Here is a 20,012-nt window from a genome sequence, read left to right as displayed (position 1 = left end):
AATGAGCAAGAGCTTCCGCGGCACCTACACCGTCATGATCACCCCGTTCGACGCACGCGGTGCGGTCGATCTCGCCGCGACCGGCGATTTCGTGGATTGGCAGATCCGCTCCGGCATCCACGGCCTCGTGCCCCTCGGCTCGACCGGCGAATTCCTCTCGCTCACCGATGACGAACGCAGCGCCGTGGCGCAGACGGTGATCGATAGTGCGGCCGGGCGCGTACCCGTTCTGGTCGGCACCGGCGCTGAATCGACCGACGACGTCATCCGCTATTCGCGGGAGGCGGAAGCGATGGGGGCAGACGGCGTCATGATCATTCCGCCCTTCTACTCGACACCCACCGAGGACGAGCTTTTCGAGCATTTCCGTCGGATCGGCGAGGCGATCTCGATCCCGATCATGATCTACAACAACCCCGCGACCGCCAATGTGGACCTGACCCCGCAGATCGTCGAACGCCTCTCGCGCATCGACACCGTCAGTTACATCAAGGAATCGACGATGGATGTGACGCGCATCCGCGACATCCTCGAACTCTGTGGGGAGCGGATGACGGTCTTCGGCGGGATTATGGGTTTTGAATCCTTCCTCGCCGGGGCGGAAGGCTGGGTCGCCGTCGGCTCGAACATCATGCCGGGCGAGATGGCCGACATCTTCACCCTTTGCGCCGATCGCCGGGACATCGAAGGCGCCCGCGCCGTCTACAAGCGCGTCCTGCCCGTCATCAGGCTCGTTGGTGGCCATCGCTATGTTTCGGCGTCCAAGGCGGCGCTCGCAGCGATGGGCCGCAATGTGGGCGATCCGCGGCCCCCTCGCCTGCCGCTTCCGGGCAATGAAATCCCCGCCATGCGGGAGGCGTTGCGCAAGGCCGGCGCCGAACTGGCGAGCGTGCCGGCGTGACCAGCATTGGCGGGCTGCGGCTCGTTTCGCCGGGCATAGCGACGGCAGCCGAAACGATCGGCTTTACCTTCGAAGGCGATGATCTGACGGGGCTTGAAGGCGAGACGATCGGGGCCGCGCTTGCGGCATCGGGCGTGCTCGACCTGCGCCAGGCCGGTGTCGGGGATCGGCGCGGCCTCTTCTGCGGCATGGGCGCATGCCAGGATTGCCTCGTCGAAATCGACGGCAAGGGTGGGCAGCGGGCCTGCATGACCAAGCTCGCTCCGGGCATGCAGATCAAGCGCCACGACCCGGACCGCAATGCACTCGCCGCGCTCGCGAGCCGGCCCGAGGCGGAGGCGCCCCTTGAGGAAAGGGATGTCGCGATCGTCGGGGCTGGCCCGGCGGCGCTTGCGGCAGCTGAAATCCTTGCCCGCGGCGGCGCGCGGGTCGTTCTGCTCGACGAGCGCGACGCGCCGGGCGGGCAGTATTTCAAACCCCTGGCGCCCTCGCACACATTCGCTGACCAGCCGACGGACAAGCAGTTTGCAGACGGGTTGCAACGGCGCGAAGCCGCGCTCGCGGCCGGTGCCGAAATCCGAACAGGTGCGATGGTCTGGCAGGCCGCCATCGGTAGCGCCGGACACCCCGAGCTCGCCGTTCTGTCGAACGGGACCGCAGGCCGGATCGCGGCCAAGGCCGTCTTGATCGCGACGGGCGCTTATGAAGCGCCGCACCATGTGCCGGGCTGGACGCTTCCCGGCGTGATGACGGCCGGTGCCGCCCAGACCCTCGCCCGCGCCTATCGCGTCAGCCCCGGCCATCGCGTGCTCGTCGCCGGCAATGGCCCGCTGAACTGGCAGGTCGCGCTTGAGCTCGCACGAGGCGGTGCGACAGTCGTTGCGGTTCTCGAGAGCGCGCGGCCGAGCCGGCTCGGAACGCTTCCTCACCTGCTCGGCATGGCGAGGGCAGCGCCAGCGCTCGCATTCGAGGGGGTGCGCATGCGGGCCGAACTGATGCGCCATGGCGTGCCCATCCATGAGGGCATGATCGTCACCGCGCTACTGGGTGAAGGCCGTGTGCAGACGGTGGAAGCCAGGGGTGCCAATGGTCGAGTCCGGCGCTTTGAAGCCGACGCGGTCAGTCTCGGTTATGGCTTTCTGCCATCGCTCGAGGTGCTGCGCATGCTGGGCGGCGCGGTGGAGGTCGATCCGGCAACCGGCAGTGCAAGGCCGCGGCGCGACGAGAAGGGCAGGACCACGCGGTCCGGCGTGTGGGTCGCCGGCGACGGCGCCGGGATCGCCGGTAGCCAGGCCGCTCTTGCCGCAGGTGAAATCGCCGCTCGCGACATCCTGACCGCCTTGAGACGGGATGGCGGGGATGACGCGCCGGCGCGGGCAAGGCGTTCGCAGGCGCTCGATTTCCAGCGCCATCTCTGGACGCTTTTCGAGCCCGCGGTCAAAGCTCCGGAACCGAAACCGGACACCGTAATCTGCCGCTGCGAGAACGTCACCGCGTACCAGATCGCGGCCATGCGAGACGAGGGTGTCGAGGATCTGGGCAGCCTCAAGCGACGGACGCGGCTCGGCATGGGCCGCTGCCAGGGGCGCTATTGTGCCGGACGGGCCCTGAAGATGTTGCGGGGCGATCTCTCCGGGGCGAGCGAAGCGGACCTGTTCGCGCCGCAGGCGCCGGCCCGACCGGTTCCGGTCGCGGCGCTGGCGGTGGAGAAGGGCGAATGGGGCGGCCATCGCGAGGTCCCGACGGACCGCATCCCGCGCGGCGCCCATCGCTCCGATGCACTGCCGGCACGCGCCGATCTCGTCGTCATCGGCGGCGGCGTCACGGGCGCAGCCACGGCGCTTTATGCGGCCCGGGCGGGCATGGACGTTGTCGTGGTCGACCGCAGCGCGCCCAATAGTCAGGCCTCTGGCGGCAATGCGGGAAGCCTCCACGTCCAGCTCCTGAGCTGGGATTTCGGCAGCAAGGCCATGGCGGGGGGCAGCCCCGCCCAGAAGACGCTCTCGCTCCAGCGCGACTCCGTCGCGCTCTGGAAGGCGCTCGAAGTCGAGCTCAGTTCGGATTTCGAGATCGTGACGACCGGTGGTCTGATGGTCGCCGAGGACGAGGCGCAGGCCGTGTTCCTCCGTCAGAAGGCTGCTGCCGAGCGCGCGGTGGGCATCGATACTCAAGTGATCGGCCGAGAGGAGCTGGCTGCGCTCGCGCCGGCAATATCGCAGCGCATGGTGGTTGCGGCCTATTGCGCAGCCGAGGGCAAGATCAATCCGCTGAAGGGCACGCCGGCGATCGTGGCAGCGGCAAAGGCTGCGGGGGCACGGTTCATCGCGGGCCATCAGATCACGCGGATCGAAGCGTCGGGGGCCGACTATGCGATCTCCAGCGCCGCCGGTGGAGAGATCACGGCTACCCGCGTGGTCCTCGCCGCCGGCGGCTGGACGCGGCACCTTGGGCAGATGCTGGGCACGAACCTGCCGATCTCCGGCGCGCCACTGCAGATGCTGGTCACCGAACCGACACGGCCGATCCTCAAGCAGCTCGTCGCCCATGCCGACCGGCACCTGACCATGAAGCAGGCGAGCAATGGCAATCTCATAATCGGCGGCGCGTGGACGGCCGGGATACATGAGGAAACAGGCTATAGCCGCGTTTTGCGCGAAAGTATCGAGGGCAATCTGTGGGTTGCGGAGCGCACGGTTCCTGCGATGGCAGGCCTGCATCTGCTTCGGAGCTGGGCGGCGATGAACATCAACATCGATGGAGCGCCGCTGCTGGGCGCCCTCCCCGGCCATCCGAACGTCCTCGTTGCGGCGACGGCCAATGGCTACACGCTTGGCCCAATGATGGGGCAGATCACGGCTGCGCTCGCGGCCGGACAGGATCCGGGCCGGGCGATCGAATACTTCACGCTGTCGCGTTTCGGCTGATCAGATCGAGGCGCGGTAGAGGCTGCGCAGGTGCGACTGGACCTTCTGCCGGGCCTGCTCGCCATCGCCGCTCTCGAGCCCCGCGATCATCTCGAGGTGCTCGGTCGCATCGGGAACGAGCCTGTCGGCGAGGTTCAGCGTCTCGTATAGACGCGTGACCATGCGCAGATGCCGGATCATGGTCGCCAGCACCGGGTTGCCCGCATAGTCCGAGACGAGCGCATGCACCTCGTCATCAGACTGCCAGTGCGCCTCCGGCAGATAGGTGGGCGCGGCAAGAAGCTTGTCGATGTTCTCGCGGACGGTCTTGATCGCGGCTGCGGGCACGCGGCCGGCCCCGAGGCTGGCCGCCTCGCCTTCGAGCAGTTCGCGCACCTTGAGGCTCTGCAGGTATTCGGCCAGCCCCACCGCGCGGACGACGAAGGATCGACCATTCTTGACGACGAGACCCTCGCCCTCGAGCTTCTGAAGAGCCTCGCGCAGCGGCGTACGGGACACACCGAGCAGCTCGGCGAGCCGCGACTCCACGATGATGTCGCCCCCATGCAGCTGCTGGGACTTGATCAGCTTCGACACCGCCGCATGGACTCGATCCGAAAGCGCATCATCTGCAAGCTTTGCACCCGGGCGTTGAGCCTCCTGCACGGTCTTCCCTCACTGCAAATCACATCATTACCACCGTATCGCATACAACCTGCATGCGAACAATTGCGTTCGGCGGCATTTGTCAGCTCGACGTCAGTCCTGCCGGCCGCTCATGTACTATTTGCGCGTCCTATCAGGTCAGCCGCCTCGCGTCGTTCCTTGCTCGCTCCAAGCTGATGCCCGGTGGATCAACTCCTGGGCCACAGGATTCGGGAACTGCCGCGTCACCGTCAGCGCGTAGAAGGTTTCGCGGATCGAAGGAAGCGTCACCACTTCCCGAAGGATACCCGCTTCAAGCTCGTCGCGAACGACGATGGGCGGCAGTGGGGCGAGCCCGATCCCCTCGCGTGCCATGAGGCGGAGCATCGCCATGTCGTCGACTTCGGCAACGACGTTCGGCACGACCCCGAGTCGAGCGCAGAGCCCGTCGAATTCCGCCCTGATGGCGCTGGCGCCGGTGGGCAGGATCACCGGATGCACTCTCAAGACATGCTCTGCCGACTGCAGCTCGGGAGACGGATCGATGGCTCCGAAGAGGCTGATCGTCTGCTGCGCGAGCCGATGGGATATGATGCCCTCGGCCGCCTCCTGCTGCGGCGCGTTGCAGAGGACGACGTCGAGCTCGAGCCTGCGCAGAAGGCCCGCGAGTTCGGCCAGACTGCCCGACGTCAGGATCACCTCGACGTCGGGCCGCCCCAGAACTGGACGCAGGAAGTCGATCTGGAAATTCCGCGAAAGGGTGGCCAGCGCGCCGATCCTCAGATGCCGTCGGGCCGTACCCACACGGAGCGTCGCGAGCAGATCCTCGCCGGCCGCGAAGATCGCATCGGCATGGTCCCGGGCGATGCGTCCGGCCTCCGTCAGCACGAGCCGCCGCCCGACCCGCTCGAAGAGAGGATGCCCGAGCCGGTCTTCCAGCGTGCGGATCTGCGTAGAGAGAGCGGACTGCGACGTGGCGAGCCGGCGCGCGGCACGCGTCAAATTCCCCTCGCGGGCGACCTCCCAGAAATACCGCAGATGACTGAAATTCAGTTCGCTCATACTTCTTTTATAGAGAACGGTTCATTCCGAACAATGAATTTTTCAGAACGGACGCCAGACGCTACATCGCCGCGACATCAATCGGCGAAGATCCAATGGACATCCTGCTTTCCCCCATCATCCTCTTCTTCCTCCTCGGCGCGGTCGCGGCCCTCATCCGCAGCGACCTTGCGGTGCCCGAAGTGGTCGGCAAGGCGCTGGCGCTCTATCTGATGGCGGCGATCGGCCTCAAAGGCGGTGTGCAGGTCTCCGAAACCGGCTTCACACAAGATCTGCTGGTCGCCGGACTTGCCGGCGTTGCGCTCAGCTTCCTCCTGCCGCTGCCGGCATTTTTCTGTCTCACGCGATTTGGCCGGCTGGGGCCGGTCGACGCTGGGGCCGTCTCGGCCCATTACGGCTCGGTGTCGGTGGTCACCTTCGTTGCCGGCGCAGAAATCCTGACCGGCGGGCAAATGCCCCCCGCGGGGTACATGGTGGCGGTGCTGGCGCTCATGGAGACACCGGGCATCCTGACCGGGCTGTGGCTTGCCGGGCGGGCAGGACGGACCGCTCCGTCCAGTGCCGCTCATGCAGAGGGCCATTTGCGTGAGGCGCTGACCAATGGCTCGGTCGTTCTTCTGGTCGGCAGCTTCATTGTCGGTCTCGTGGTTGGCTCGGAGGGCTTTGCGCCCGTCGCACCGGTCTTCGAGGGCGCCTTCCGCGGCATGCTTTGCCTGTTCCTGCTGGACATGGGGCTCGTGGCCGCCCGGCACCTCATGCGCTCGCGCAGCCTCACGCCGGCGCTAATCGGTCTCGCCATCGGCTTTCCGCTCGTCAATGGCACGATCGGCGTTGCCATCGGGACGCTTGTGGGACTCGACACCGGCTCGGCTGCGGCCCTCGGTGTTCTTGCCGGCAGCGCAAGTTACATTGCAGCACCGGCCGCCATTCGCCTTGCGCTGCCATCGGCCGATATCGGCCTGCCTCTCGCCATGTCGCTCGGCATCACCTTCCCCTTCAACGTGCTCGTGGGGATCCCGACCTTTGCGGCCCTTGCGCGCTGGATGGCCTGATCAAGGCAATAGCGCCCATCACGGAATGGGCCGGCCGGGGCGCGGACGATATCGCGGGAGCGACCAGTGCCATTGGAGGGCCCCCAGCCTTAACGCGAGTGCCGCCGCGAAGCCTACAAAGAGCGCAATGCTGCGCTCGACGCCGAAAGATTGGAGGGTCACGAAGAGGCTGGCCCCGAGGAGCGCCGCGGTGACGTAGATCTCCTGGCGAAGGACCGCCGGACTCTCGCCCGCCAGGACGTCGCGGATGATTCCGCCAAACGTGGCGGTAACGACGCCCATGGCAATGGCGACCACGGGATCGGCACCCGCCAGGAGTGCAGTTTCCGCGCCGATCACCGCAAAGAGTGCGAGGCCTACGGCATCGAGCCGCAGCAGCAGGGCGTAGCGCGACTGGGGGATGTGGGCGAGAAAGAACGTGACGCTCGAAACGATGCAGCAGGTCAGCAGGTAGCGTGGATCGGCAACCCAGAAGACCGGGACGTTGCCGAGCAGCGCATCCCGGACCGACCCGCCCCCTATGCCGGTGACCGTGCCGAGGAGGATGAAGCCGACGAGATCCATCTGCTTGCGCGAGGCAGCAAGCGCCCCTGTGATCGCGAAGACCGCGACGCCGAACCAGTCGAGCCAGAACGTCAAGATATCGATCATGCCCGCACGCCCCGGCCTATCCATCGCAAGACCGGCAGTAGCACATCGAAACTCAGCCTGCGCAAGTGCCCTACGCGGGGGACTTGAGGGGACGGATGCGCCAGGCAACCGCCCCCCCAACGCCGGTCAGTCGACCGCGGCGCGCGCTTCGGCAATCCAGGCATCGAACTGCGCCTGGTTCGCCTCGATCCATTCGCGGGCGTGCCGGGTGATGTCTGCGGGGGTGTCTTCCCCCGCCCGCATCCGCACGTTCTGTTCGGCGACCGGATCGAGCGACAGTTCCATCACCTCGAAGAGCCGGCGAATGTCGGGGTTCTCGTCCAGAAAATCCGAATGCGCAACCGGCCGGATATCATTGGCGGGAAAGCCGAGCTCGCAGGGATCACTTGCACACCCCACGACGCCAGAAATTGCCGTCTGACCGATCAGCGCTGACTGTGCCTCGGGAAGAGTGGAATGTGGTACTTCGAGCCAAACGACATCTTCGCCGGGCACGAGTTCCCCGAGCACCCAGTTTGGCGTCCATGTATAGAACAGCACGGACTCGCCCGCCTGCTTGGCTGCGATGACATCGGCCATCGCCGCGTCATAGGCCGCGGAGATCAGATCGATGCTGCCCTCGAGCCCGAACTCGGACATATGATGGTCGATGACCACCCCGCAATCCCAGCCTGGCGGACAGGCCACCATATCAGCGATGCCGTTGCCGCTGCGATCAAAGAGAGCCGAAATTTCGGGGTCCGCGAGGTCCGCGATGTTGTCGATGCCATGGGCATCGGCCGTCGCCTTGTCGATGAGGTAGCCTTCGCGGGCCCCGCCGCGAATGACGTAGCCGACCTGTTCGAGCTCATCGAATGCCGAGAAGCGTTCATTGAAGAGCGGAAACCACTCCATCACCGAAAAATCGGCATCGCGCTGGCTCAGCGCCTGGTAACGCACGGCATCGTCTAGGGTCACGGGCTCATTGACCGTATGGCCGAGAGCCTCGATGGCAGCAATATAGATCTCGGTGTTGAACCAACCGGAATCCCATGTGCCGCGGGCCGGCGTCACTTCGGCTGCGTGGGCGAGACCGCCCGCGAGCGCTGCGGTGAGAAATGTGGTCGTCGCTAAGATTGAACGTGTCATATGTCGGTGGTTTTCCTTTTCAGATCTGCTCGTAGAGTGTGTCGATGGTGTCGGCCTCGAAGAGAAACTGTGAGGGCTTGGTGAACCTCCAGCTCTTATGGTCCCGACCTGCCAGCGCTTCGACGGCGGCATGCGCGGTCAGGATTTCGCCGCCATAGAGCCAGTTGGCCATGCTCAGGATCGCGCTCTTGTGCATGGTGGCGGTCGCCGTGGTCGCGGCGTCCTTGACAAGGGTCACGCGATACCCCCGCCACACCGCATCGTTGACGGTGGTTTCGAGGCAGGCATCCGTCCATACGCCCAGAATGATCAGGCGCTCGATGCCGAGGCGCTGCAGCACGATTTCGAGGCGCGTCGCGAAGAAGGCCGAGTAGCGCGTCTTGTCGATGATGATGTCGCCTGGCTGGGCCGACACGGCCGCGCTGAGCTCGGCCCCTTTACTGCCCGCCATGCAGTGCGGCGGCAGGCCCTCTTCGTTCAGGGGCTCGTAACGCAGAAGGTCGGATCCGTCAGGAGAGTGCCATTGCCGCGTAAAGATGACTGGCACGCCCGCCTCTCGCGCCGCACCGATCACCATCGCCGAGCGTTCGAGGACGCCGTTGAAGTCATGGACCGGCCAATCGCCCCCCGGCCAGTTTGCTTCCTGTAGGTCGATGGCCAGAACCACCACCTTTCCCCTTTCGGCATTGATTTCCAAATTATTACTCCAGACTATTTCAGTTCTTTTCGCCTATCCCGCGTCTTATTTTCCGTCTGTATTAGCCGCGGCGACTGGCATGCCGGCACTATCGTCATCCCATGCACTATGTCAAATCTCGCCAAAAGGCATATTATACGTACATTTACTGTCTCCTCTTCTAAAAAACCTCGGCGGTCGAGCGTCCGCGCCGCCTGCCCGCGCGTGCACGGCAGCGGCTGAGGCATCTGGCGAAAAACCCCGCTCGCGCTTAGACTTCCACCCGATCCGATCGGGTGCCGGGATGGGGTGCAGGTCGGGCGCGATGATGTCAGGGAGGACGATCATGGCTTATGCCGATGCTGCGCGGAGCGCGGCTGGGGACGAACGCGCTTTGGTACTGGAGGAGAAGGGTCGGCTCTCGCTCCGGCCGTTCGAAATCGTGGAAAACCTCGGGCCCCGTGATGTCCGGATCGCCATTCACACCGTAGGCATCTGCGGCTCCGACGTTCATTACTACACCCATGGCGCCATCGGACCCTTTGTGGTCCGCGCGCCGATGGTGCTCGGGCATGAAGCCTCGGGCATCGTTACCGAAACGGGCAGCGAAGTGACGAATCTGGCGGTGGGCGACCGGGTCTGCATGGAGCCGGGGATCCCCGACCCATCCGGGCGGGCGACGCGGCTCGGGCTCTATAACCTCGACCCCAACGTCCGTTTCTGGGCGACGCCGCCAGTTCACGGCGTTCTTCGGAAAAGCGTGGTGCACCCGGGGGACTTCACCTTCAAGCTGCCCGACACCGTCTCTTTTGCTGCCGGCGCAATGGTCGAGCCCCTGGCCGTCGGCGTTCACGCCGTGACCAAGGCCAAAGCTGCGCCGGGTCATGTCGCCGTGGTGATGGGCGCCGGACCGATCGGCCTCGTCACCGTACTCGCGGCCCTTGCAGCAGGCGCCGCCCGGGTCATCGTCTCGGATATCGATGCGGGCAAGCTGGCGCTGGCCGAAAGCCTTGGTGCAGTCACGCCCGTCGACGTGCGCTCGACCTCGCTCGTCGAGGCCGTCTCGGCAGCGACCGGCGGCTGGGGGGCGGACGTCGTCTATGAATGCTCAGGCAATGAAAAGGCAGCGGCCGGCGTCTTCGCGCCATTGGCGCCCGGTGGGGTCGTTGTCCTCGTCGGCATCCCGCTTGCTCCGGTCGGCTATGACGTCGCGGCGGCGCAGATCAAGGAGGCACGGGTCGAGCACGTCTTCCGTTACGCCCATGTGTTCGAGCGCTGCGTCAACATGCTGGCCTCCGGCGCCATCGATGTGGGCCCGCTCCTCACCCGTACCTTCTCGTTCGAGGACAGCGTCCGCGCCTTTGAAATCGCGGCAAAAGCGCCGGCAGGCGAGGTGAAGATGCAGATCGAGATGGGGATCTAGATGACGCAGCGCGGAGGCTTGGAGATGGAGTTCGCTGGCAAGACCGTCATGATCACGGGAGCCGGCAAGGGGATCGGTCGGGAGACGGCGCGCCTGCTCGCCGCGCGCGGTGCGCATGTCATCGCCATCACGCGCAGCCAGGGCGACCTCGATACGCTTGAGGCCGAAATCGGGTGCACCAGCCTGGCGGTCGACCTCGCCGATGCGGATGCGACTAAAGCGGCGGCAGAAGCTGGCCCCCTGCCCGACTACCTCGTCAACTGCGCGGGCATCAACGTTCTCGAACCCTTTCTAGAGGTGACGGTCGAAGGCTTCGACCTCGTTCACGCAGTCAACACCCGCGCTGCCATGCTGATGGCGCAGGGTTTCGCGCGCCGGCGCATCGCTGCAGGCGGCGGCGGCGCGATCGTCCACGTCTCGAGCATCTCGTCCTTCATCGGGTTCGACGACCACGCCTCTTACTGCGCGTCAAAGGGCGCGCTCGATGCGATGAGCCGGGTGATGGCCAACGAGCTGGGCCGTCACGGCATCAGGGTGAACTGCATCAACCCGATCGTCACCATGACCGAACTCGCCGCCCGCGCCTGGAGCGACCCGGCCAAATCCGGCCCCGTGCTCGCGCGCATCCCGAGCGGCCGGTTCGCCGAAACCGCCGACATCGCCGGGATCATCGCCTTCCTCCTCAGCGACGCATCCGCAATGATGAACGGCCTCGCCATCCCGATCGATGGCGGATTTCTCGTGCGCTAGCACGACTGGAACTGCGCTCGACTGAGCACGAACGCTGGTCAGTTCATCATGTTCTGGGAATGGCGGAGGGGACGCCCCTAGGATCCAACGTTCTCCACCAGATAAGCCATTGTTTTTTATGGCAGGACTGACGTTTGGATGCTCGTCTGCTTCTATCGCCACTGGCATCGACCTGCACTAACGGCTCTAGTTCAGTTCCTCTCCCCCACAGCGGGGCGGCGACTTTGGGTCCGCGTCAGCCCTCCGGGATCCGCACGAACAACGCCTGGACCATCGCCCGAAAGGTCAGGATCTGCCGCTTCAGTGACACCGGATCGTGCAGCGCCTTGGCCATCACGATGCCACCCTCAAGCACGCTCGAGACCAGGTCGGCCAGCTCGTCCAAGTCGACCGGCTCTCGAGGGCGGTAGCGGGTGCCGATCTCGTCCAGAATCGCCCGGAACCGCCGACGCCATTGCAGCGCCGCCTCGGTGTTGATGTCGCGCAGCTCACGGTCGAACATCCGCTCATAGTAGGTCGAGACGGCGACCATGCAGCCCGGATGGCCGTTCGGCATGTCACCCATCACGTCGGCCAGCAGTTTTAGCCCGAGTAGGAACACCTGAAGGGGGTCGTCCACGAGATCTCGTGCCTGGCTGAAGATGCGGTCATATACCTCCTCATCCTCGGCGATGTAGCGGCGCAGGAGCGCCTTCGCGAGATCGTTCTTGTCCTTGAAGTGGTAGAAGAAGCCACCCTTTGTCAGGCCGCATTCGGCAATCAGTTCGTCGATCGATGTGGCGGTGAACCCCTTCTCGAGGATCGAGCGTTGGGCGGCGTCGAGCAAGCGCTGCCGTGTCGCGTCTCCCTTGGACATACGTGCGCCGGTCATCGGAACTGTACCTCTGGTCGGTTTTCGGGTGCGCCGGGGCGCGCCCTGCGGCTCCCCATGCTCGGCCGCTGCACGATAGCACCCTGACAGGATTGAGGAAATCGCTTTCGACCGGAACCTGACCGTCCCGCCAGTAGAAGCCGAACCGTCTCCGGGGCACACCCAGCAGCGATCGGGCCAGCCGGCCCGTTGTCTCAGTTAGGAGCCTTTTCATGATCACCGATTCACAATCAAATGCGCTCGCCGGGGCCACGCCTGCGGCCCGCGACCTCTTCGACGCGGCCTGCGAGGCCTTCGCCACCTATTCCGGTGACCCCGTCAGCCTGTTGGATGCAGCGGCCGCCGAGGCGCCCGACTGCCTGATGATCCATCTCGCCCGCGCTTGGTGCTTCACGCTCGCCACCGAGCCCGAGGCCGCCGCCGCGGCCCGCGCGTCGCTGGTCGAGGTCGCCCATCTCGCTGCAGACGACCGCACTGCGGGGCATCTCGCCGGACTGCGGGCCGCGCGTGCCGGCAACTGGACCGAGGCCGCCCGCGCGATGGAGCACCATTCGCTGCGCTTCCCGCGCGATCTGATAGCGCTGCAGGCCGGGCACCTCATCGACTTCCTGAGGGCCGACGCGCGCACGCTGCGCGACCGCATCGCCCGCGCATTGCCGCAGTGGGACGGCGTTCCCGGTCAGTCGCTCGTCCTTGGCATGCACGCCTTTGGCCTTGAGGAGACCGGCTCATATGCGCGGGCCGAGGCCGCCGGACGCGCGGCAGTCGAAGCCGACCCTCGCGATTGCTGGGCGCACCACGCAGTCGCGCATGTGATGGAGATGGAGGGCCGGCCCGCCGATGGCCTCGCCTGGATCACCGGGCGTGAGGCCCACTGGTCCAGCGAGAGCAACTTCCTCAAGGTCCACAATTGGTGGCACCGGGCGCTCTGCCACATCGAGCTGGGCGAGCCGCAGGCCGCGCTCGCGCTCTATGACGGACCGATCCGCGAAGGGGCGGCCGCGATGGATCTCGTGGACGCCTCTGCGCTCCTGTGGCGGCTCGACCTCATGGGCATGGATGTCTGCGACCGGTTCGAGGCGCTGTCGGCGCGCTGGGATGCGCTGTCGGATGGCCGGCTCTACCCGTTCAACGACCTGCACGCCGCCATGGCTCATCTCGGCGCCGGGCGGGAGGACGAGGTTGACCGGCTGCTGGCGCGGATGGCGGGCGCAGACGGCAATGAGACCGCCGACTGGGTCCACCGCATCGGCCGGCCCCTTGTCGAGGGTTTCCGCGCCTTCCGCCGGGGCGACCTTGGGAGGGCGGCCGATCGGCTCTGGTCGGCGCGGCACATCGTCAACGCCTTCGGTGGGAGCCACGCCCAGCGGGACGTGATCGACTGGACGCTGACCGAGGCCGCGCTCCGCGGCGGCCAGTCAGGCATGGCCGAGGCGTTGGTGGCCGAACGGCAGGCGCTGCGGCCGCACAGCCCGGTGAACCTCGCCTTCCGCGACCGGCTGAACCAGAAAAGGGTCGCCGCATGACCTACCACCCCGATCTGGCTGCCGCCCATCTCGGGGGCGCCAGCCTCGCCGAGGGCGAGGCCATCGAACGGCCGGCGCTCAGGAGCCTGCACGAGGCCGCGACGCCGAAACAGCGCCGCAACCTGCGGCTCGACTGGCACGAGACAACACGGGCCGTCGCGTCGGTTGTCGGCGCGCTGCCCGCCTCCGACGTTTTGGTGAACCGCGCCTTCCCGTCGGAGGGCGCCAAGGTCTCCGCGGCAGCCGAAGCATATCGCAGGGCGGGTGTTGCGCGTTACTTCCTGCACGTCCCGCAAGACAGCGAGTCCACCGCGCCGGCGGGCTTCACGAAGGCCCGCCCTTGGCAGAAGTTCCTGCGCCTCCGTGGCGCGTAGCTTCCCGATGCCCCCGGGGTTGCCATCAAGCCGGTCGCTCCCGGCCCGACTGCCGAGGCAGCCGCCCGGATCGTCTGCGCCGCCTTGACCTCGGGCCCGCCGCCGAGAGCTGGCTAGACCGCCTTTGCATGGACGAACGCTGGCACGTCTTCATCGCCCGCATCGACAGCGTCGCCACCGGCACCGGCGCGCTGTTCGTTTCAGGCGGCATCGGTTGGTGCGACTGGGGCGCCCCCGCCTTCCGCGGACGCGGTATCCAGCGGGCGCTCCTGCCACCGCCTTGCCAAAGCCGATACGCTCGGCCTCCCCCGGGTCCACACCTGCACGGGCGGCCCCGCCCCGTGCGACCCGCAGCATTCCTACCGGAACATCCTGCGCTGCGGCTTTACAGAAACGATCCTCCGGCGAAACCTGAACTGAGTCAGCAATAAGGGAGATCTCCAGATGGGGGCCGAGACGGCTCTTGCCCCCGGCGCGTGCGTTCTGGGAAGACTACGTGGCCAGTGAGGTCGCGGCGGGGCATCCGGTGCCGCACCTCTACGATACGATGGTGATCGGCGCTGACGCGGCCGCGGCGGATGTCGGTGCCCAGTTGATCCTGTCGGGTCGCAAGACGACGACCTCCGCCTTGCCAACGGCGCTTCGAAGGCCCCGGCCAGGGCCGTGCACACGCTGGTGGATCGAGAGGCGAAAAAGAAGATGCCCGGAAGCGGGCTAGTTTGGCGCGGACGCCGCCACTAACGTTCTCGTGTGGGCAGACGCCGGTCAAGACGTACGCCCGTCTTGGTCGCCCCCGTGGATGGGCGCTCGTGCTATCCTGGTGCGTAGCCGTTCGAGCGAATTGGCGCGGAGCCATCCTATGCTTTACAAGATCGTCAAGTGCGACTGCCGCGGTGAACCTATTGCGCCAGCGATCTCCATCATTGCCCAATCCCCAGATCAGGCTGCGAAACTCATTCTTGCCGAAGAGGTGACCAGGCGCGGCCGAGCAATCGATCTGGCGGCAAAGGTGTACTTTGCCAGCCGTGAGGGGGTGCCGACGATGGTCGAACTGTACCGCTCCCAGGTGACGGGTCAACCTGATGAGCATTCGACAAGAAGGCGAGGCCCTGCTAACGCGTAGGCATTAGAGAAATCCAAATTCTCACGCTTCTGCTGCGCACTGGTCGTATCAATTCCTGACTGCCCGGAGCGAGACCAAACTCATGAAGTCCTTGCCTGCTCATCTGCGGCTGACGACGGCGCGTCAGGCGGCTGGACTAATGATCGCCTTTCTCACGCTGTTCGTCGGCCTGTTCGCCTATTTCGTGAACGCTGGGGCTAACCAGAACCAGATCAGATTAGAGGAGCAGTCATTCTCTGGCGCTCAAGTCGTGGCGACCAATGCATATTGGATTGTGGAACTTGCTACCCAGACACTTGCCCGGGTAGACGCAGCCCTCGGCCCTAGTCTACTCGGAGTGGAAGAGGATTTTTTCGCCGTGCTAGAGGGGATCCCCTCAATTGCTGATGTCTACGTCATTGATGCGGCCGCCAGCACGCTATACAGCACCGTGGCGGGTGCGTCGATGGTCTCGGTGGCTGACCGCGAATACTTCACCGCCCTGCGGGACGGCGCGGATTTCTATATCTCTGGCGTCCTGACAAGCCGGATCACGGGCGAACAGATTTTCGTTTTCAGCAGGCGGGTGGATCGCGCTGGCGAATTCGCTGGCGCGATCATGATCTCATTCCCCCAGACGCTTCTCACCGATCTGTGGGAGACGCTTGATCTGGACAGGGGCTCGTCCATCAGCCTCGTCAGAGATGATGGTCAGTTGATGGCTCGCCATCCACCTACAGACGGGCCACTTGATCTGTCTGGGCTCCCATTGTTCCAGCAATACTTGCTCAGCGGTGACTCCGGCACCTACACCTCGGCAGCGTCCCCGGTGGACGGCATCGCGCGCGTCGTGAGCTTCAGAAGGGTTGCTGATTATCCGGTCATCGCTTTGGCTTCGGTGGCGAGCGACGAAATCTGGGACAACTTTCATCGGGCGATCTGGACGGTCATCCTGATTGTCTCACCTATACTCGTTGCTCTGATCGCGGGGTGCATTTGGCTCGTCAGGCTCCTTGTTCGGGATGAGGCCTATTCGCGGCAGTTGAAGGAGGCTGTCGATCTCAACACCATGCTGTTTCGTGAGATACACCACCGGGTCAAAAACAATCTTCAGTCCATTCAGGGCCTTGTGCGCATGCAGCATATGCCCGAGGCGATCAAACTGGACCTCCAGAGCCGTCTCGCTGCGATGGCAGCGATGCACGAACACATCTACAAGTACGACCGATACCAGGACATCGACGCTCACGACTTCATTCCTGCCGTGGTCGAGCAGGTCCGGCTGGCCTACGGCTCCAATGCAGCGATCCACTACGACATCGAGCATATCCCGGTAGACAGAGATCATGCGACGCCGCTCGCCCTTCTGCTGAGCGAGCTCACAACGAATGCCTTCAAGTACGCCTTCGCAGACGGCCGTCCGGCAGTGNCTCGCTGCGATGGCAGCGATGCACGAACACATCTACAAGTACGACCGATACCAGGACATCGACGCTCACGACTTCATTCCTGCCGTGGTCGAGCAGGTCCGGCTGGCCTACGGCTCCAATGCAGCGATCCACTACGACATCGAGCATATCCCGGTAGACAGAGATCATGCGACGCCGCTCGCCCTTCTGCTGAGCGAGCTCACAACGAATGCCTTCAAGTACGCCTTCGCAGACGGCCGTCCGGCAGTGATCGACATCCAACTCTCCGAGCAGCACGACGGCCGCGCACACCTTATCGTGCGAGACAACGGAACCGGGATGACAGAGGAAGAGAGCCCCAAGAGCATGGGCATGCGACTGGTGAAAGGAATCGTGGCGCAGATGGGAGGTGAGTACGAATTCAGGAACGAGGACGGGCTTGTCTTCGATGCCAAAGTGGCACTCTCTGTTGCCGCGCGCACGGTCTGAGATCTCTTTGGCTATGGTTGAATTGGCTCCAGGTTGTTCTCCTAAGTGGAAGAGGCCCCAGCCAAAGCTNTTATCGTGCGAGACAACGGAACCGGGATGACAGAGGAAGAGAGCCCCAAGAGCATGGGCATGCGACTGGTGAAAGGAATCGTGGCGCAGATGGGAGGTGAGTACGAATTCAGGAACGAGGACGGGCTTGTCTTCGATGCCAAAGTGGCACTCTCTGTTGCCGCGCGCACGGTCTGAGATCTCTTTGGCTATGGTTGAATTGGCTCCAGGTTGTTCTCCTAAGTGGAAGAGGCCCCAGCCAAAGCTGGGACCTCGAGGGGTAAGTGAGCGCGATCAGCCTAGGTTCCAGAACTGACCGATCTGCTCGTCCTGCTGGGCGAAGCTGGCGGGATCCCCGAATGCCCTCTTGTTTCTCTTGTGACTTCAGCATCACAAGCTTGGAGCATTGTGACGCCGTTGGGGAGAGAGCGGCACCCACCCCATCTCCACATTAAGTTATTGATTCCAGACGGGCGTCCTCGGGCATTGGTATCGGGCTTCGGTCATTGCTTCGATGCGCCATGACGGCGTTTGGTTTAATCGGCGCTTGACCTTCCAGTGACAGGAAGGAGCACATTGATCCTGGGGGCCCGTGCACCGGCTTCACGCCGCTGAGCCCGCGAAAGGAGAATGCCATGTCCACCGTCGATCGCCACACAGGTCACGCCCACCCCGACAACGAGATGCCGACGCACCACGATGCGCCTGCAACTGGCCCAACGGCCATCGATCCTGTCTGCGGCATGACGGTGCCCCTGAAGCCGGAGACCCCATCGGAAACGTTCGGTGGAAAGGACTTCCATTTCTGTTCGGGCAAGTGCCAGACGAAGTTCCAGGCCGATCCATGGTTCTACGCTTCTGGTCGTGCCGCAGGCCGCAAGAAGACTGCTCCGACCAATGTCCAGTACACTTGTCCGATGCATCCGGAGATCGTCCGCGATGCGCCGGGTAGTTGCCCGATCTGCGGCATGGCGCTGGAGCCGATGGTTCCATCGGACGAGCCGAGCGAGGAGCTGACCGACTTCACCCGCCGGATGTGGGTCTCGGCGGCGGCGGCGGTGCCGCTCATCGTGCTGACGATGGGCGAAATGGTGGCGCTGCCGGTGCGCGACTGGGTCGGTCACCAGACGGCAAGCTATCTGGAGTTCGTGCTGGCGACGCCGATCATCCTCTGGGCGGCCCTGCCATTCTTCCGGCGTGGCTGGGATTCGGTGCTGAACAGGTCGCCCAACATGTGGACGCTGATCAGCCTCGGCGTGGGAGCGGCGTATCTCTATTCGCTGGTCGCGACCTTCCTGCCTGGCGTGTTTCCGGATGCCTACCGGATGAGCCATGGCGTCGGCACCTACTACGAGGCGGCCGTGGTGATCGTGGCGTTGGTCTTCGTGGGCCAGGTGCTGGAACTGCGGGCACGCGAACGCACCGGGGACGCGATCCGCGCGCTTCTGGACCTGGCGCCCAAGATGGCACGGCGCATCCTGCCGGACGGCACCGAATACGACGCGCCGCTCGAGAACATCATGGAGGGCGACAGGCTGCGGGTCCGTCCCGGCGACGCCGTTCCGGTCGACGGCGCGGTGATCGAGGGCCGCTCGTCGCTGGACGAAAGCATGCTGACCGGCGAGTCGATGCCGGTCGAAAAGGGCCCGGGCGATGCTGTGACCGGGGCCACGATCAACAAGAACGGCTCTCTGGTCATCGAGGCGGGCAAGGTCGGGTCCGACACCGTGCTGGCGCAGATCGTCGCGATGGTATCGAACGCGCGGCGGTCCCGCGCGCCGATCCAGGGTCTGGCCGACCGTGTGTCAGCGGTGTTCGTGCCGACGGTGGTCGTCATTGCCATTGTCGCCTTCATCGTCTGGTTCACCGTCGGCCCCGAGCCCGCGTTGGTCTTTGCCATCGCCTCGGCGGTCTCGGTGCTGATCATCGCCTGTCCCTGCGCGCTGGGGCTGGCGACGCCGATCTCCATCACTACGGCGGCGGGGCGCGGCGCGCAGGCGGGCGTGCTGATCAAGGACGCAGAGGCGCTGGAGCGCATGGCAAGCGTCGACACGCTGATCGTGGACAAGACCGGGACCTTGACCATGGGCAAGCCGAAGCTGACCGATACGGTTGCGCTCGGGGACGTCACCGAGACCGACCTGCTGTCGCTGGCCGCAGCCTTGGAGCTTGGTTCGGAACACCCGCTGGCCGAAGCCATCGTTGAGGGCGCCGGGACAAAGGGTGCGCCGCGTCAGGAGGCGACCGACTTCGAGGCCGTCACCGGCAAGGGCGTACGCGGCCAGGTCCGTGGACGCGCCGTGTCGCTCGGCAACGCCGCGATGATGCGGGAGATGGGGCTGGACACTGGCGCCGCCGAAGCAAATGCGGACGCCCTGCGTGCAGACGGCAAGACGGCGATGTTCATCGCTGTCGATGGCGCGCTTGCCGGGATCGTGGCCGTGGCCGACCCGATCAAGGGCTCGACCGCACAGGCGATCCGGGAACTGCACGCCCAGGGTCTGCGGGTGATCATGGCAACCGGCGACAACGAGCGCACGGCGCAGGCGGTGGCGGGCAAGCTCGGAATCGACGAGGTGCGCGCTGGCGTCCTGCCCGAAGCCAAGAGGGATCTGATCGACCAGTTGCGCCGCGACGGCCACAAGATCGCGATGGCGGGGGACGGGGTAAACGACGCGCCCGCGCTCGCTGCCGCCGATGTCGGCATCGCGATGGGCACGGGGGCCGATGTGGCGATGGAAAGCGCCGGGATCACCCTGCTGGGCGGCGACCTGATGGGCATCGTCCGGGCGCGCAAGCTGGCCCGCGCCACCCTGCGCAACATCAAACAGAACCTGTTCTTCGCCTTCGCCTATAATGCCCTCGGGGTGCCGGTCGCCGCCGGGCTGCTCTACCCCTTCACCGGGATGCTACTCTCGCCGATGATCGCCGCCGCGGCGATGAGCCTGTCTTCCGTCTCGGTGATCACGAACGCACTGCGACTGCGGCGGATCGAGTTGTGA

Annotated in this window: 16 protein-coding genes and 1 pseudogene; 11 read left to right on the top strand and 6 right to left on the bottom strand. The window is 65.2% G+C overall.

Annotated features, from left to right (window positions below; all coding sequences use genetic code 11):
• Position 1: 1 nt before the first annotated feature.
• Together EMQ25_RS04695 and EMQ25_RS04690 are read left to right on the top strand one after the other, a co-directional pair.
• Positions 2 to 901 carry a dihydrodipicolinate synthase family protein gene (locus EMQ25_RS04695; protein WP_127187416.1) on the top strand — a complete coding sequence of 300 codons (900 nt, stop codon included), beginning with the start codon at positions 2 to 4 and terminating at the stop codon, positions 899 to 901.
• The gene (locus tag EMQ25_RS04690) at positions 898 to 3,825 is read left to right on the top strand and encodes an FAD-dependent oxidoreductase (protein WP_127187415.1); all 2,928 of its coding nucleotides are present in this window, start codon (positions 898 to 900) and stop codon (positions 3,823 to 3,825) included. The genes EMQ25_RS04695 and EMQ25_RS04690 overlap by 4 nt, the downstream gene beginning before the upstream one ends.
• Here EMQ25_RS04690 and EMQ25_RS04685 read toward each other — a convergent pair whose 3' ends face one another.
• Entirely contained in the window at positions 3,826 to 4,470 is a 645-nt protein-coding gene (locus EMQ25_RS04685) for a GntR family transcriptional regulator (protein WP_127187414.1), read from the bottom strand.
• A 138-nt stretch (positions 4,471 to 4,608) separates the two neighbouring features.
• Complete coding sequence (locus EMQ25_RS04680) at positions 4,609 to 5,511, bottom strand: LysR family transcriptional regulator (protein ID WP_127187413.1); 903 nt, start codon at positions 5,509 to 5,511, stop codon at positions 4,609 to 4,611.
• A gap of 95 nt (positions 5,512 to 5,606) precedes the next feature.
• Between EMQ25_RS04680 and EMQ25_RS04675 the strand changes: the two genes are divergently transcribed.
• The gene (locus EMQ25_RS04675; RefSeq protein WP_127187412.1) at positions 5,607 to 6,563 is read left to right on the top strand and encodes a sodium-dependent bicarbonate transport family permease; all 957 of its coding nucleotides are present in this window, start codon (positions 5,607 to 5,609) and stop codon (positions 6,561 to 6,563) included.
• A gap of 18 nt (positions 6,564 to 6,581) precedes the next feature.
• Here the strand turns inward: EMQ25_RS04675 and EMQ25_RS04670 are convergent, their stop codons facing one another.
• The 3 genes from EMQ25_RS04670 to EMQ25_RS04660 form a co-directional block, all read right to left on the bottom strand.
• A complete protein-coding gene (locus EMQ25_RS04670; protein ID WP_127187411.1) occupies positions 6,582 to 7,214 on the bottom strand; it encodes a trimeric intracellular cation channel family protein in 633 nt (210 codons plus the stop codon).
• Between the two features lie 126 nt (positions 7,215 to 7,340).
• Positions 7,341 to 8,342: a glycine betaine/L-proline ABC transporter substrate-binding protein ProX gene (gene proX, locus EMQ25_RS04665; RefSeq protein WP_127187410.1), complete on the bottom strand. Its 1,002-nt coding sequence runs from the start codon at positions 8,340 to 8,342 to the stop codon at positions 7,341 to 7,343.
• Positions 8,343 to 8,361: 19 nt separating this feature from the next.
• Positions 8,362 to 9,009: a cysteine hydrolase family protein gene (locus EMQ25_RS04660; RefSeq protein WP_158625954.1), complete on the bottom strand. Its 648-nt coding sequence runs from the start codon at positions 9,007 to 9,009 to the stop codon at positions 8,362 to 8,364.
• 355 nt (positions 9,010 to 9,364) lie between these two features.
• Between EMQ25_RS04660 and EMQ25_RS04655 the strand changes: the two genes are divergently transcribed.
• Positions 9,365 to 10,441 carry an NAD(P)-dependent alcohol dehydrogenase gene (locus EMQ25_RS04655; protein ID WP_127187408.1) on the top strand — a complete coding sequence of 359 codons (1,077 nt, stop codon included), beginning with the start codon at positions 9,365 to 9,367 and terminating at the stop codon, positions 10,439 to 10,441.
• Positions 10,442 to 10,465: 24 nt separating this feature from the next.
• Positions 10,466 to 11,191, top strand: coding sequence for an SDR family oxidoreductase (locus EMQ25_RS04650; protein WP_127187407.1), 726 nt, complete (start codon positions 10,466 to 10,468; stop codon positions 11,189 to 11,191).
• A gap of 235 nt (positions 11,192 to 11,426) precedes the next feature.
• Here the strand turns inward: EMQ25_RS04650 and EMQ25_RS04645 are convergent, their stop codons facing one another.
• On the bottom strand, positions 11,427 to 12,047 hold the full coding sequence (locus EMQ25_RS04645) for a TetR/AcrR family transcriptional regulator (RefSeq protein ID WP_127188125.1): 621 nt from the start codon (positions 12,045 to 12,047) through the stop codon (positions 11,427 to 11,429).
• A 227-nt stretch (positions 12,048 to 12,274) separates the two neighbouring features.
• On the opposite strand from EMQ25_RS04645, the gene EMQ25_RS04640 reads away from it, so the two are divergent.
• The 6 genes and pseudogenes from EMQ25_RS04640 (at position 12,275) to EMQ25_RS04620 (ending at position 20,012) form a co-directional block, all read left to right on the top strand.
• Positions 12,275 to 13,588: a tetratricopeptide repeat protein gene (locus EMQ25_RS04640; RefSeq protein ID WP_127187406.1), complete on the top strand. Its 1,314-nt coding sequence runs from the start codon at positions 12,275 to 12,277 to the stop codon at positions 13,586 to 13,588.
• Positions 13,585 to 13,962, top strand: coding sequence for a hypothetical protein (locus tag EMQ25_RS04635; protein WP_127187405.1), 378 nt, complete (start codon positions 13,585 to 13,587; stop codon positions 13,960 to 13,962). The genes EMQ25_RS04640 and EMQ25_RS04635 overlap by 4 nt, the downstream gene beginning before the upstream one ends.
• A gap of 859 nt (positions 13,963 to 14,821) precedes the next feature.
• Complete coding sequence (locus tag EMQ25_RS04630; protein ID WP_127187404.1) at positions 14,822 to 15,085, top strand: hypothetical protein; 264 nt, start codon at positions 14,822 to 14,824, stop codon at positions 15,083 to 15,085.
• An 82-nt stretch (positions 15,086 to 15,167) separates the two neighbouring features.
• Positions 15,168 to 16,289, top strand: a pseudogene (locus EMQ25_RS18535) (cache domain-containing protein); the annotation flags it as partial.
• A 223-nt stretch (positions 16,290 to 16,512) separates the two neighbouring features.
• Positions 16,513 to 16,962, top strand: a complete 450-nt coding sequence (locus tag EMQ25_RS17980; protein ID WP_158625952.1) for a sensor histidine kinase — start codon at positions 16,513 to 16,515, stop codon at positions 16,960 to 16,962.
• A 683-nt stretch (positions 16,963 to 17,645) separates the two neighbouring features.
• Positions 17,646 to 20,012, top strand: a complete 2,367-nt coding sequence (locus tag EMQ25_RS04620; protein WP_204569893.1) for a heavy metal translocating P-type ATPase — start codon at positions 17,646 to 17,648, stop codon at positions 20,010 to 20,012.

This window comes from Arsenicitalea aurantiaca, from assembly GCF_003994485.1.
GTDB classification, from domain to species: Bacteria; Pseudomonadota; Alphaproteobacteria; order Rhizobiales; family Devosiaceae; genus Arsenicitalea; species Arsenicitalea aurantiaca.
The sequence above is the reverse complement of the archived record's forward strand: the minus strand, read 5'-3'. Positions and strand labels throughout refer to the sequence as shown.